Annotated in this window: 11 protein-coding genes; 7 read left to right on the plus strand and 4 right to left on the minus strand. The window is 60.3% G+C overall.

Annotation, left to right across the window (positions count from 1 at the left end; all coding sequences use genetic code 11):
- Positions 1 to 92: 92 nt before the first annotated feature.
- Positions 93 to 3,704, minus strand: coding sequence for a hybrid sensor histidine kinase/response regulator (locus tag VIM98_RS07320; RefSeq protein WP_331992446.1), 3,612 nt, complete (start codon positions 3,702 to 3,704; stop codon positions 93 to 95).
- 141 nt (positions 3,705 to 3,845) lie between these two features.
- Here VIM98_RS07320 and VIM98_RS07325 point away from each other — a divergent pair, with 141 nt between their 5' ends.
- The 5 genes from VIM98_RS07325 (at position 3,846) to VIM98_RS07345 (ending at position 8,623) form a co-directional block, all read left to right on the plus strand.
- Positions 3,846 to 5,312: a GTPase gene (locus VIM98_RS07325; RefSeq protein WP_331992447.1), complete on the plus strand. Its 1,467-nt coding sequence runs from the start codon at positions 3,846 to 3,848 to the stop codon at positions 5,310 to 5,312.
- Between the two features lie 152 nt (positions 5,313 to 5,464).
- On the plus strand, positions 5,465 to 6,112 hold the full coding sequence (locus VIM98_RS07330) for a YceI family protein (RefSeq protein ID WP_331992448.1): 648 nt from the start codon (positions 5,465 to 5,467) through the stop codon (positions 6,110 to 6,112).
- Positions 6,109 to 6,684 carry a cytochrome b gene (locus tag VIM98_RS07335; RefSeq protein WP_331992449.1) on the plus strand — a complete coding sequence of 192 codons (576 nt, stop codon included), beginning with the start codon at positions 6,109 to 6,111 and terminating at the stop codon, positions 6,682 to 6,684. The genes VIM98_RS07330 and VIM98_RS07335 overlap by 4 nt, the downstream gene beginning before the upstream one ends.
- Positions 6,681 to 7,244, plus strand: coding sequence for a YceI family protein (locus VIM98_RS07340; protein ID WP_414650200.1), 564 nt, complete (start codon positions 6,681 to 6,683; stop codon positions 7,242 to 7,244). Before VIM98_RS07335 ends, VIM98_RS07340 begins: the two co-directional genes overlap by 4 nt.
- A gap of 11 nt (positions 7,245 to 7,255) precedes the next feature.
- Positions 7,256 to 8,623: a GTP-binding protein gene (locus VIM98_RS07345; protein WP_331992450.1), complete on the plus strand. Its 1,368-nt coding sequence runs from the start codon at positions 7,256 to 7,258 to the stop codon at positions 8,621 to 8,623.
- Here VIM98_RS07345 and VIM98_RS07350 read toward each other — a convergent pair.
- Positions 8,620 to 8,850, minus strand: a complete 231-nt coding sequence (locus VIM98_RS07350) for a glutaredoxin family protein (RefSeq protein WP_331992451.1) — start codon at positions 8,848 to 8,850, stop codon at positions 8,620 to 8,622. The two genes, VIM98_RS07345 and VIM98_RS07350, sit on opposite strands and share 4 nt — an antisense overlap.
- Before the next feature lie 65 nt (positions 8,851 to 8,915).
- Here VIM98_RS07350 and VIM98_RS07355 point away from each other — a divergent pair, with 65 nt between their 5' ends.
- Together VIM98_RS07355 and VIM98_RS07360 are read left to right on the plus strand one after the other, a co-directional pair.
- Positions 8,916 to 10,298, plus strand: coding sequence for an L-serine ammonia-lyase (locus VIM98_RS07355; RefSeq protein ID WP_331992452.1), 1,383 nt, complete (start codon positions 8,916 to 8,918; stop codon positions 10,296 to 10,298).
- Between the two features lie 151 nt (positions 10,299 to 10,449).
- On the plus strand, positions 10,450 to 12,054 hold the full coding sequence (locus VIM98_RS07360; RefSeq protein ID WP_331992453.1) for an APC family permease: 1,605 nt from the start codon (positions 10,450 to 10,452) through the stop codon (positions 12,052 to 12,054).
- Positions 12,055 to 13,586: 1,532 nt separating this feature from the next.
- On the opposite strand, the gene VIM98_RS07365 is transcribed toward VIM98_RS07360, so the two are convergent.
- Both VIM98_RS07365 and VIM98_RS07370 read right to left on the minus strand, forming a co-directional pair.
- The gene (locus tag VIM98_RS07365; RefSeq protein ID WP_331992454.1) at positions 13,587 to 13,838 is read right to left on the minus strand and encodes a hypothetical protein; all 252 of its coding nucleotides are present in this window, start codon (positions 13,836 to 13,838) and stop codon (positions 13,587 to 13,589) included.
- Between the two features lie 223 nt (positions 13,839 to 14,061).
- A complete protein-coding gene (locus VIM98_RS07370) occupies positions 14,062 to 14,442 on the minus strand; it encodes a hypothetical protein (RefSeq protein WP_331992455.1) in 381 nt (126 codons plus the stop codon).
- Positions 14,443 to 14,515 lie beyond the last annotated feature (73 nt).

The raw sequence follows: 14,515 nt of genomic DNA on the forward strand, positions 1-14,515 counted from the left end.
GCCCCAGACTCAGCAGAACGGATGACAGCATGATCTCCCCCGCTCTGCCGATAATGCCAAAAGAGTTAAATTACCACGAGTCCGCTCCCATGCTAGCCATGGGACGCGACCGGGCCGCCAGCGCTGCTCGTCACTTCGTTCAACGCCTCCTCCCGGAGTTCCAATACCCCGGACAGCGCCTCACCAAGCTCTCTGCCCGTCAGCGGTTTGCGCAAAAAACCATCCATGCCAACCGCCATGGCTCGTTGCTCATCTTCCGCCGTAGCACGCGCGGTCACTGCAATGATCGGCATGTGTTCGTCAGGCGCCTCGCGCGCCCGAATCATCCGTGCGATCTGCAGGCCATCGACTTCAGGCAGATCCAGATCGAGCAGCACGGCGTGGTAATGCTCGCGCACCAGTTCGGCCATGGCCGCCAGCCCATGCGTGACATGGCATACGACATGCCCCTGGCGTTGCAGCAACCCCATGATCACCGCACCGACAATCGGATCGTCCTCGACCAGCAATAGGCGAAGTTGCGAACGATGCTCAGCGTTAATTTCGCGAGCCAACGGTGCGGCCGGCCGCCCTGGATCGACCAGTGGCAGATGTACGCGAAAACAACTGCCGACCGACAGTTTGGAGGTCAATGAAAGGCTGCCGCCCATCATGGCCGTCAACTCGCGGCAAATGGCCAATCCCAATCCGTTGCCGTTACGACGCTCCGGTCCATGGCCCTGCTCATAGCGTTCGAACATCCGCTGTTGATTGGCAGGTGCAATGCCCATGCCGGTATCGATCACGCTAAACACCACACCTTGGGCTGCCGGCTCGACACGCAACGCGACCGCGCCCTGCTCGGTGAACTTGATCGCGTTGTTGGCAAGATTCAACAGAATCTGCTTGATCCGTTCGACGTCGCCAATCAGGTAGACGGGCAGCCCTTCGGACATGTCCAGTTCGAACGCCAACCCTTTCTTGATCGCCTGTGGCCGCTGTAGTTGCACGATATCGTCGACCAGGTCGCGCAAGCTGAACTGCGCCGGTTCGAGTTTCAAGCGGCCTGTCTCGATCTGCGCCAGATCGAGCGCATCGTTGACCAACTTCAGCAACAGCGTACCGGAGCGGCGCATCGCTGCGGCGTATTCGCTCTGTGTCGGCGTGAGCGGTGTGTCGAGCAACAGTTCGGCCATACCAAGTACGCCTGTCATAGGTGTACGGATTTCGTGTCCCAAGGTGGCGAGGAACTGCGTCTTGGCCGCGCTGGCCTGCTCGGCGACACGGCGACGCTCTTCGGACAGCTGAATGCGGTGGCGCTGCGCCATACGGCGCTTCCATACAAGCAGCGCGCCCCAGGCGGTCGCTATCAGCAGCATCACATAGCCGACCCAGGCCCACCAGCGCAACCAGGGCGGTGCTTCGACATGCAGCAGTATCGAATTGGATTGCAAGACGTTGCCAGCCGCATCCAGGCCCGTGACTTCCAGTCGGTACGAGCCCGAAGCCAATCCTGGGAAATGACGCGCGCCGCGCTGCCCGACGTCGATCCAGTCATCGTCGACACCATGCATGCGGAAGCGATAACGAATCCCGCCAGCATCCGCATAGGAAAGAATGCGCGCCTCCACATACAGGTCGCGATCCTGCCAACTCATGGTTACACGATTGCCCTTCGAGACCAGGGGGCGCCGGCCGCGGCCTCCATCGACGCGAACCTCAGTGAACAACAACGGTAGCGATATCGGCGTTCGTGCGGTACGCCCGGGATAGAAGCCGATTACGCCACGTTTCGTGGGTACATAGAGCGGCTCGGATTCCGGCGACTCGCGAGGCACCGCGGTTCCCTGCCCAACGGTACCCTGCAGAACGCCCGCACCGAAACGGCGCAGCCCGCCATTCTCGGCATCGTAGCTCCACAGGCCCGATTCGCTGAAAATCCACAGCACATTGGTGGAATCCACATTGAGATCGGTAATGACCGAATCGTGCCAGCCATTCTGTGCGTCGAGCGCAAACGTCTCCACCGCGCGACTACCATCGAATCGATAACGCTCGAGCACATCGCCCCTGCCCAACCAGAAACCCTGGTTATCGAAGGTCAACGCCGTCACTGCCTTGCCGCGCTTGACGCCATTGACACGCGTCATCTTCCCTCCGCTCAGACTCCAACGCAGCAACCCATCGTGATTGCCATACCACAGCCGTCCCTCGTGGACTGCCAGCATGCCGGGACGCAAATCGACGTTTTCGATGTCCGCGGCCATCGGTACAGCGCGGATCTCATCGGAATCGGGCCGGATACTCACTACGCCATAGCGTGCCACGGTGACGAAAATCGTCCCGTCATCGCCACGTGCAAGCAATTCCGGGCGGGTGATCCAGCGCCTCCGGGGATCGATACGCTCGGACTTGCCGTTCCTTACCCGCCATAGTTCGCCGCGCATGGTGAACCACAACGCATGCCCGTCATCGACGATGTGCATCACATCGCTGTGCAACCCCGCGATCGCCGATTCGGACGTTCCGGTAATAGGGTCGAACTTATCGATGCGCCCATGGCTTCCCACCCACAATTTACCGTCCGCACTGGGCGCGACCACGCTGGGCGGATGCTCCGGCAAGCCAGATACATCGTCCGGCACGTACGCATAGCGGGAAAATCCTTCCCAGCCCGGACGCAAATAGGCCACCGCCCCGTCATAGAACGTAAACCACAGACCGCCCTCGCGATCCTTCATCACATTGAGTACCCACTCGCCGGGCAGGCCGCCGACCATCAGCGGTCTGCCGCGAAATCGATGGAGGCGTGAGCGCTCGTCTTCCATCACCAGGCCCTGGATGGTGGCGACCCAAAGCCGCCCTTTACCGTCGCGTACGCTACCGAACACGTAGAGCGGCGAGGCCAGCTGCGTATGTGCAAAGGCGGGTCGCACCGGCTCACCCGCAGGGATCAGGAACAAGCCGTGGCGTGTGCTGATACGCACTTCATCGGCATTACCGTCGATGCGATGAATTTCACTGCTCTCGGCAGGCATGCCGGGGATGGCAACCGACTGCCAATCGTCTCCCGGCGCGCGCCGCAGCAAACGCCCCGAACGAGTGCCTAGCCACAAAGTGCCATCCGGCTGCTGCATAACAGCGCTGACGGCACGGCTATCGGGATGTTCGCCATAGGGAAATGCGATGCGCTCAAACGATCTGCCATCGGGCAGAAGCCGATTCAGCCCCTCCTTCGTCCCGACCAGCAAGCCGCCGCCGGGCTCGCTTGCCAACGCCAGGATCGTATCGTTCGACAAGCTGCGCGGGTCGTCGCCTCGATGCCGCCAAATCTCGAATTCGCCCGTACTCGGATCGTAGCGATTCAAGCCGGCGCCTCCGGTGGCCACCCAGAGCCTGCCTTCATCGCCGGCGAGCAGTTGGGTTACATCGTTGCCCGACAGGCTATGTGGATCGCGGACACTGCTCGTGAATCTGTCGAATTCGACCCCGTCATAGCGCAACAAGCCGAAGGGACCGCCAAACCATACGTAGCCGGTAGTGTCCTGGGCGATAGCATGGATCGCCACGCCGGGCAGACCGTCTGCTTGACTGAACCGGCGAAACTGCGGCGTTGCCAGTGGCTCGGCGAACTTACCCAGCGGCAGTGAGGGCGCCGACCGACTCGGTGCCGAGGCAATCCCTGCCAGCACCAGCAAATAACCCAATATCCATTTGGAAAACATGGAGGCTCCATCTCCTTTATGCTCGACAGCATAGCCAGGCTCCGCTGGCAGCGAGTCAGTTTATTCTCGGGTCTGATGTAAGTCCTAAGCTTGCTCTTGTGCACGAAATCAACGAACGATAACCCCACTTATACCGAAATCATGTCGCTACGCATACGCCTGCTGCTAGCTGCGATCGCCACACTGGCGTTGATATGGCTTCTTTTTGCCGTGATCGAGCGAGCCTTGGCACTCCTGCAGCGCTATCTTGCACTACCGTTGACCATGCAGGTCTTATTAGGACTTGTCCTATTCGCCTTCCTGATTTGCAGCCTGATCTTGCTGTGGTGGCTCTTGCGGCCACGGCGCAGGCAAAGGGCCAAGAAGCCAGGCGATCGCGCCGATATCGAGCGTCGGCTCGGCCGTCTGCGTGAACGCCAGGCAGATACTTCCGCCCTGGATACAGAACTTGCCGAACTGGATCGACGTAGGCAGGTCGGCCGGCTCTATGTCGCCCTCTTTGGAGAAATCTCTACGGGCAAATCCGCTCTGCTACGCGCGCTCGCACCACACGCCTTGGCGCCGAGCGATGTGCGCGGCGGCACGACGCGCCAGGTCACCCATGTCGATGCCACTTTGCCCGACGGTCAGCCATTGATCCTGGCGGACGTGCCCGGCAGCCGTGAAGCCGATGGCGAGGTCCACGAACAGCTGGCGCGCCAGGAAGCGCTGCGCGCGCATGCCGTGGTCTACTTGTGTGCCGGCGACCTCACACGTGGCCAGGCAGGAGAAGTGCGGTGGCTGAGCGAATTCGGCAAGCCGCTTATCGTCGCGCTGAACAAGGCCGATCAATGGCAGGCTCCGGAACGGGAACTTCTATTGCAGCGGCTGCACCAGCAGACGGCGGGTCTGGCTATGGCCGTCGTAGCCATCAGCGCCGGTGGCACCGAACGCTTCGAACGGCTGCTGCCCGATGGCAGCGAATATGTCGAGCGGCAACGCAAGCCATCCATCTCGCCCTTGCTTGCGCTGCTTGCTCAAATTGCCGCGACTGGAGCGGATGTACTGGAACCTTCGCGGGAAAATGCCGTACTCGCGGGCCTGCATGAAAGTACCGGCGAGCTGGAGCGGACTACTCAAGCCGCTGCCGCCGAGCGCGTGGTGCGCAAGTACGCGCGGCGCGCCGTCGTCGGCGCCTTGGCGGCCGTAGCCCCAGGCAGCGACTTGATTATCCAAGGCGCTCTGGCGGCCACGTTGACACGTGAACTGGCCGCGCTCTACGACGTGCGTGTCACTGACGTACAGATCGAAGATTTCCTGCGTCAGGCACGTTTGACCTTGCGCAGCGGCAGCTCCATCGTGTTGGCCATCGCGGGCAACGCGCTCAAGGCATTCCCGGGACTTGGCACGCTCGGCGGAGGTGTGCTGCATGCGTTCGCCTATGCACTGATCTTCGACAGCATGGGCCGCGCCCTGGCCGCTTCGTTGGCCGAACGCAAAAGCCTCGATCAGGCCGACGCGGGCGATCGCCTCAAGACGCTGCTGGCCGATGCCGGTAGCGGCAGGCTGCGGCAACTGGCGACCCTGACGGCCGAAGCGATCCGTGAGCGCGGCGAATCGAAAGATTGACCGGCCCTTCCCGACCGCGCCGGCGTTTCCTGAACCGATCGAAACTTTGTCCTTGAACCCCTTTTACCCCAAGCACCTATTCACGAAAGAAACAATCTGTTTCATTTCGTCTTCTTGGCACTCCCATGTCCTTCGGCCACACTTTGACAACCATGTTGCTTCGCACCCTGCCATGTTCGCTTCTATTCGGCCTCGGCGCACTCAGCGCCGCGCATGCCGCCGAATCGACGTACCGTTACGACCCCGTACACAGCCAGATCCTCTTCAGCATCGACCACAACGGTTATTCCCGTCCGTTCGGACGGTTCCACATTGCCAAGGGCGAACTGCGCTTCGATCCAAGCGATCTGAAAAGCGCCACCACCGAGCTGGACATCGATCTGGCCAGCCTCGACATGGGCGACACGGCCTGGAATGCGGCAGTGCTCAAACCCGATTTCCTCGATGCCGGCAAGAATCGCTACGCGCATTTCGTCAGTACGGGCGTGGATATGAAGGACGAGCGCAGCGGCGTATTGCACGGGCAACTGAGCCTGCGCGGCGTGACCCGCCCTGTCGATATCGAGTTCACTTTCAATCGTGTGGGCAAGACCATCTACGGCCTGCATACGGTTGCCGGATTCTCCGGACACACCAAGCTCGATCGCACCGATTTCGGTATGACGGCCTTCAAGGGTTCTGTCGGCCAGAACGTGGTGATCTGGCTGGAGCTGGAGGCCATCAAGGGCAATGCCGCCAGCGGCAGCGAGCCCGCCCCCACGGAAGCGTCATCGACGCAAAACGCTAAGGAACCGCTATGAATTTACGCAGCACCGAACGCCAATGGGGCGCGGTCGCAAAATTTTTTCACTGGTTGATGGCACTGGTCATTCTCGGCAACGGCATCTTTGGCTTGTGCATGGACCTGGCCAGTTCGCCGATGCAGAAAATCGGCTGGTTCGCCCTGCACAAGTCGATCGGCCTGACAGTACTGGCACTGTTCCTGCTGCGTCTGATGTGGCGACTGGCCGATCGCCGGCCTCGCGACGAACCCGGTCCGCGCTGGCAGCACCTGGCCGCGCACGCAGTGCACGGTGTCTTGTATGTGTTGATCCTGGCTATGCCGCTCAGCGGCTGGTGGTTCAACTCGCTGCGCGGCTTCCCGTTGCAATACTTCAAGCAGTTCAATCTGCCCGCGATCGCCGAAAAGAACGAGGAACTAGCGCGCACGGTACTGGCGCTCCATGAGTATCTGTTCTATATCCTGCTGCTCGTGCTGGTGGCGCATGTAGGCGCCGCGTTGAAACACCATATATTCGACAACGACAACGTGCTTCGTCGCATGCTGCCTTTCGGCAAGCTGCGCGGCACGCCCTCACAAGGAGATTCATGATGACCTCGATCGCTCGCTCGCTGCTTCCCCTGCTATTCGCCGCTTCGCTACCCGGCGTAGCCGGCGCTGCCGACTACGCCGTGCAGCCCGCATCGAGCAAACTGGGCTTCAGCAGTAATTTCCAGGGGCAGAGCTTTGACGGCAGCTTCGGCAAGTGGACAGCCACGATCACCTATGATCCTGCGAAGCTGAACACATCGAAATTCGACGTCGAGGTGGACCTGGCCAGCGTCAAGACCGGCGACAACGACCGTGACAGCGCGCTCCCCGGCTCCGATTTCTTCAATGTCGCCAAATTTCCCAAGGCGCACTTCGTCACCACGGGCTTCCACCAGAATGGCAATCAGGTCGTTGCCGACGGCAATCTCACTCTGCGCGGCGTGACCAAGCCGGTCAGCCTCAACGTCACCTTCAAACCGCAAGGCAACGGTGCCACGCTCGATGTCAGCGGCACCGTCAAGCGTCTGGATTTCGGCGTAGGCGGCGGCGAGTATGCCGATACCTCGGTCATCGGTCCTGACGTGAAGGTCAATGCGCATCTGACACTTACCGCCAAGTAAACTCTGCCGCCATGGCGATGGACACGCTATGGCGGAAATTTCGGGGCTGGCTGGGAACGGCCGGCCCGAACGGACACGACTCCCCTCCGATCCCGAGCAACGCGGCGACTACCGGCAAAGTGGCCGACAGTCTGCGTCAGCTGTTGGACGACCCGGGCATTCCGACTTCCATCCGCAGCGAGCTTGCGACCGATTTCGCTCGTCTGGAGCAGATGCTGTCGCGACTGGAACGCAACGAGCTGCATATCGCTGTATTCGGCCGTGTCTCGGCCGGCAAATCGGCGCTCGGCAATGCCCTGCTCGGCCGTGAAGCCTTTGAGGTAGGCGTCTTGCATGGCACGACCACGATCGCCGAGCAAGCACCGCTCGACGAGGCGGCTCATGGAGGCCTGGTACTGATCGACACGCCCGGTATCAACGAGCTGGATGGCGAAGCGCGCGAGCGGCTGGCTTTCGATGTCGCCGAGATCGCCGACCTGGTGATCTTCGTCGCCGACGGCGACCTCACCCGCGATGAGCTGGATGCCGTGAAAACACTTGCACGAACCCAGCGTCCGCTGCTGTTGGCGTTGAACAAGGCCGATCGTTACGGCGAGGAGGAACGGCGGATATTGCTGGACCATCTGCGCGAGCGGACCCGCGGGTTGATCCTGCCCGAGGATACGATCGCTGTGGCAGCACGGCCTGCGGCGCGCCGCCAGGTCGAGACCGACGCCTCCGGGCACGAGCAACCATACGAGCGGAACCTTCCGCCCGATGTAGCCGTACTACGCGAGCGCCTGCTCGACATCGCCCGCCGCGAAGGCAAGGCGCTGTCCGCGCTCAATGCCGGTCTATATGCAGGCAGGCTCACCGACCAGGTCTCCGTGCGCATCGCGGCTACGCGTCGCGATATGGCGTCGCGACTGATCCGCAACTACTGCCTGGCCAAGGGCGTGGCCGTCGCCCTCAACCCTATCCCGGTCGCCGACCTGCTTGCGGCAGCGGGCATGGATGCAGCCATGGTTGTGCAGCTCTCGCGCTTGTATGGGCTGCCGCTGACCCGCGCCGAATCGGGACGGCTGGTGGCGGTCATCTCGGCCCAGTTGGCGGCGCTCATGGGAGCGATCTGGGGCATGCAGCTCATGGCTTCGGCACTCAAGGGAGTCAGCGCGGGTTTGTCTGTGCTGGTCACCGCCACGGCACAAGGCGCCCTGGCCTGGTACGCCACCGTGTTGATCGGCCATGCCGCCGAGCGCTATCTGATCGCCGGCAAATCCTGGGGCGAGTTCGGCGCCAAGCGCGCGGTAGCGGACGTGGTAGCGAGCCTCGACCGGGACTCGATCCTGCGCGAGGCGCGCGAGGAGATTCTGCGCCGGCTCAAGGGCGGCCAGGCCTAGTCTCGCAAGAACTCGAGCAGTCTCGCGGCATCGAACGGCCAATCCAGCTCCCGCCCACTGAGGTTGTCTCGCAGTACCGGGACCCGGGTGCCATAACGCGATTCCAGCGTCGGGCTGTCGTCTACCCAGACGCTGTCGAAATCGGGCGCGCGAGCCTCGGCCATCACCGCCAGAGCCTGGTCGCACAGATGGCAATAATCGCGCTGAAAGAGGGTCAGGTCGGCCATAGCTGATAGTGGGCGGGTAGCCGGCGTAGAATAACCGGTTCCCCATCCTTGCTTGGTTTGGCGCCATGGCTGTCAGCGTTTTCGACTTGTTCAAGATCGGCATCGGTCCGTCTTCCTCGCATACCGTTGGCCCGATGCGCGCTGCGGCGCGCTTCTGCGAGCATTGGCTGGAGGAAAAGGGCGTGCTCGACCGCGTCGTCCGCCTACGCGCCGAGTTGTTCGGCTCCCTGGCCATGACCGGCCGCGGACACGGCACCGATAAAGCCGTACTGCTCGGCTTCGAAGGCGAGCATCCCGATCGCGTCGATCCGGATCAGATTCCCGCCACGCTCGAGCGCATCCGTCATAGTCACCGGCTGCGCGTGCTGGGCAAGCACGAGATCGATTTCGACGAAAAGAGCGACCTGGTCTTCAACAAGCGCCAGAAGCTGCCTTTCCACACCAATGGCATGCGCTTCTCGGCTTACGATGCCGAAGGCAACGTCCTGGCTACGCGCGATTATTACTCCGTCGGCGGTGGCTTCGTCGTCAACCCGGACGAGGCGGCCGAAGACCGCATTGTGGCCGATACCACCGACCTGCCGTACCCCTTCTCTACCGGCGACGAACTGCTGGCACTGTGCGAGCAACACCATTTGTCGATTGCGCAACTGATGCTGGAAAACGAAAAGGTCTGGCGCAGCGAGCAAGAGATTCGCGACGGCCTGATGATCATCTGGAAAGCCATGCAGGATTGCGTATCGCGCGGCCTGCGTTCGCCCGGCACCCTGCCGGGCGGTCTTAAGGTGACGCGCCGGGCGCCGGCGATGGCCGATGACCTGCGCCGCCAGCCCGAGGCAGCACTGAAAGACCCGTTGACTATCCTGGACTGGGTGAATCTCTATGCGCTGGCCGTGAACGAAGAAAACGCCGCAGGCGGCCGCGTCGTCACTGCGCCGACCAATGGCGCGGCCGGTATCGTGCCGGCCGTACTGCACTACTACGCGCGCTTTTGCCCCAAGTCCGACGAAAAGGGCGTGATCGACTTCCTGCTGACGGCCGCGGCGATCGGCATTCTGTACAAGGAAAACGCCTCGATCTCCGGTGCCGAGGTCGGCTGCCAGGGTGAAGTGGGCGTCGCCTGCTCGATGGCTGCCGGCGGCCTGACTGCCGCATTGGGCGGTAGCGTGCTGCAAGTGGAAAACGCCGCGGAAATTGGCATGGAGCACAATCTCGGCCTGACCTGCGACCCCATCGGCGGGCTAGTGCAGATCCCCTGCATCGAGCGCAACGCGATGGGCTCGGTCAAGGCAATCAACGCCAGTCGCATGGCGCTCAAGAGCGACGGTAAACATCGCGTCTCGCTGGACAAGGTCATCGCCACCATGCGCGATACCGGGCGCGATATGAAGGACAAGTACAAGGAAACCTCGCGTGGCGGGCTCGCAGTGAACGTCATCGAATGCTGATCGCTCCGATCACCGCGAATTGACACGCGAGACGTACCCAGCCAGCCCTCGCTCTGGCCAAAGACCGGCCATTCCCTGTCCCCGCTTGCCCGGTTCGTGTCATTATCCGCCCCTTGTGCCGCTCAGGGGCGGTGATGTCATGGAATCGTACATGTCCTCTTCCAACTCGATTCGCCGCGATGTCGGCCCCTTCGCCTTGATGCTTACCGGCCTGGGCTCGATCATCGGCTCAGGCTGGCTATTCGGCGCCTGGAAAGCCGCCGGCCTGGCAGGTCCGGGGGCGGTTTGGGCATGGGTGCTGGGCGCGGCGATCATCATGACCATCGCTCTCACCTATGCCGAGCTTGGCGCCATGTTTCCTGAGTCAGGCGGCATGGTTCGCTACAGCCATTATTCGCACGGTTCACTGGTTGGCTTTATCGGCGCGTGGGCCAACTGGATCGCCATCGTGTCGGTGATCCCGGTGGAAGCCGAAGCTTCCGTGCAGTACATGGCCGGCTGGAAGTGGCAATGGGCGCAGAATTTGTACATGCATGCACCGGGCGGCCATGGCGAGCTGACGCCACCGGGCCTGGCGATCGCGGCTGTACTGGTGATCATCTACTTCTTGCTCAACTTCTGGAGCGTCAAGCTGTTTGCGCGCTCCAACACCGCCATTACGATTTTCAAGCTGATCGTGCCTGCCGCAACGGGTATCGCATTAATCGCCAGCGGCTTCCATAGCGAGAATTTTTCGGTCGGCATCCATGGCGAAGCGCATTCGATCGACGTCGCCGCCGTGCTGACTGCCGTAGCCACCGCAGGCATCGTATTCAGTTTCAACGGTTTCCAAAGTCCAGTGAATCTGGCCGGCGAGGCGCGCAATCCAGGCAAGAGCATCCCATTCGCGGTGCTCGGCTCGATCGTGCTCGCCACTATTGTCTATGTCATTTTGCAGGTCGCTTACCTGGGTTCGGTGCCGCCCGATCTGCTCGCCAAGGCTGGCTGGCACGGCATCGACTTCAGCTCGCCGTTTGCGCAGTTGGCGATCCTGGTCAACTTGCATTGGCTTGCCAACCTGCTGTTCCTGGATGCCTTCATCAGCCCCTCCGGCACGGGCATCACCTACACCGCGACGACGGCCCGCATGATCTACGGCATGGAGCGCAATGGGACATTGCCGAAGATCCTGGGCAACATTCATCCGATCTACGGTGTGCCGCGTCCGGCCATGTGGCTCAATCTGGCGGTGTCGTTTGTCTTCCTGTTCTTCTTCCGCGGCTGGGGCACGTTGGCCGCGGTTATCTCGGTGGCGACGATCATTTCCTATCTCACCGGCCCGGTGAGCGCGATGACCCTGCGTCGCACCGCTCCGGATATGCACCGCCCACTGCGTATCGCCGGTCTGCCGGTGTTGGCCGCGCTGGCCTTTATCCTTGCAACGGAACTCCTGTATTGGGCAACGTGGCCGCTGACCGGTGAAATCATCCTGCTGATGGTGATTGCTCTTCCCATCTATCTTTACTACCAGGCGAAGAGCGGCTGGCACGATTTCGGTCGCCAGCTCAAGGGCGCGTGGTGGATGATCGTCTACCTGCCGACGATTGCCATCGTTTCCTTCATTGGCAGCAAGACGTTCGGCGGCCTGGACTATATTCCCTACGGTATCGACCTGGTCGTCGTAGGAGTGGTCGGCCTGGTGTTCTTCCTCTGGGGATCGGCGTCGGGATGGCGTACACCTTCGGTGGAACAGGCACTGAGCGAATCCAAGCACTAAAGATGAAGCGCTAAAGATAAAAAAAGGCCGGATGCAAATCCGGCCTTTTTGCTTTCAAGAGACGGCGACCTACGAAGACATGCCTCGAGCATGCGCTCAACCAAGCGCCAGCACATCGCCCAGCAATGCCTGCGCCGTTACTTCGCAAGAGATGCGGTGGAAGTATCCCGGCTCATCCGGGGCAGCCATGTGATGGCGGGGATATCGCATGGCGGCAGTTTGACCACTGGTCGGAGCGCCAGTTAGCAGCCCCGGCTACGCGTCAGCGAATGAGCATATCGTGGGTGACTCCGATTAGGCATGCTGTTCACGATCACTGATGATCGCTCGTTTAGCAATGTGAGTGGGAGCTCGGTCTGCGGAGCTAGGCTGGACTGCCAAAAATCTTTCACCGGGCTGCGTGTGCAAGATTAGCCGAGAATTTGTGGGGATTTCACCCATCTGAGGATGCAACTCGCGGAGATATGGGAAAACGGGAGCATCCACGAATTGGTCGCTTCCTACCTAACTGCTGAGGTGATCGGCCAACAACGCAAATCATGGCCCCGATTGACACGCCGATTGCCCTCCGATTGCCTCGCCGTTGAACACAGGCGCGACCGTCGGCACCGTGATCGTCACCGTACTGCTAACGGAGCGCTCCAAGACATCCATCGCGGTGATAGTCGAGGTGTAAATTGCCGCCGATTGCCTCGCCGTTTCCGATCAAATTCAGATCACAAAGAACAAGTAGCGGATTACGGATTTTGGCTTCGCAACTTGACTGAATCAACCTACATGCACGTCTCTTAATCCACGACAGCAATCATTCTAAAAATTCATGCCTATCCTTTTATCTGCTCACTGACCATCGAATAAGTTTGAAAAATCGCTTGAAGGGTTGAACATTCCGCACTCGCCACGCATCATCCTCCGGCCATCCAAAAAAGGTGGCCGGGTCTGGACCCCCGAGACAGTCGACGGTGTTGAAAAGCGCCGTAACGTTTACGGCGCTTCTTGTGTAGGCGTTGCGGCGCCCCGCTGCCATAATCTTTTATGGCGGGCGTGTCGGGAGGGCTTCGGCCCTACCGGTCATCGTTGTTGTCTCCGGGTTCCAGCTCGACACGTCCGCCACCCGCAATTTCGCGGGTGGCGGCTCGAGGATGGAGCCGCAATGACCGACATGCATGTCGAACCCCACGACCTACCTACCGAACTCATCGAGCACACGCTTCGCTATGCCAGAAGCATGCTCAACTGATCGAACACACGCTTCGCTATGCCAGAAGCATGCTCAGCAGCGAAGAACGCCGGAACAATGTCCACACGATAGGTCTATCCAAGCTTTGTGTGGTGTTGGAATCGCGATTGGCGAATGCGAGTCGACTGATCCGCCATACGCTGCTACATCCAAATAAGCGGAGGGATGTCCTTCATTCGATCGCCGTGCTGGATCACCTTATCCACGAAGCACTGGAGCTTTGTTGGGCGATACGAGAGCTCGAGTCGGCAAACGCGACAGTGGAGTGTGGCGATGCTTCGTCAAAGATACGTTAGCGATCGGCGGTGACCAATGGGGGAACTCCAGGCCCCGACTTCGCCTGTCGATGAACGTGCAAATCATGGGTGGCCCCGATTGCCCCCTGTTTACGGATAAGAATCGACGTACCGTCGTTCTGCGTTGTGAATTTGAAGAGTTGCTGGCTCGGGACACTATCGAGCTTCTGATATGGGATATCAAACCCTGCTTGCTCGTAGGCTTGCTGGAATCCATAAAGACGGTGATTGTCTAGCGTGTAGATCATCCCATCCTTTTCGACAATGCGGATTGGCGCAACCGAGGCCGGGTCAATGCTTCCGTCCACTAAGCCGTTAGTAAAATCATCGACCGAACCATACGGCGGCCTAAAGTTCGCGCTAGCGCTGTCCTGACTAAATCGAATCGTGTTCGGGTTGATCGTTCCATTCGACGGTAGTTGAGCGAACTCTTCAGGAGTCAGGAAAGACGGCCCTGTCGTGTTTGGAACATCAAATCTTCTTAAGGTCAGAAATCACATCTGACGAGATTATTAACTGAGCCTCATACCCAGGATTGAATGCAACGCCATAGCCTTGCGGAAGGCGATGAAGAAATTCTCGCCCCTTCATTCGAAGTACATACGCAGCCATCTTGGCGTGCAAACTTGGGCGTGACAAAGATGAGAACGCAGCCACGAGTGGATTTTCAGGCGACCCAACTAACAATGGATCAAACCCACTCCCGTCCTGAGTCACTTCCCGCTTGCTCGAAATATAGACATCAGACTGAGTGAACTTCTTCATCAAGTCAGGCAGCGAAAGCCCCCCGCGCTTAGCGCTGACGATTGCAACCTCAAGTTCATTCTCAGGATTAAATTTCAGCAGTTCCACGCAACACCTCTAAATCTTTGCTTCGGGATATAGGACCAGGGCTTCAGCAAGTGAGACCCGTTTCACCGAATGA

Origin of the sequence: Dyella sp., from assembly GCF_036568765.1 — a bacterium.
In the GTDB taxonomy this organism is placed as follows: domain Bacteria; phylum Pseudomonadota; class Gammaproteobacteria; order Xanthomonadales; family Rhodanobacteraceae; genus GSA-30.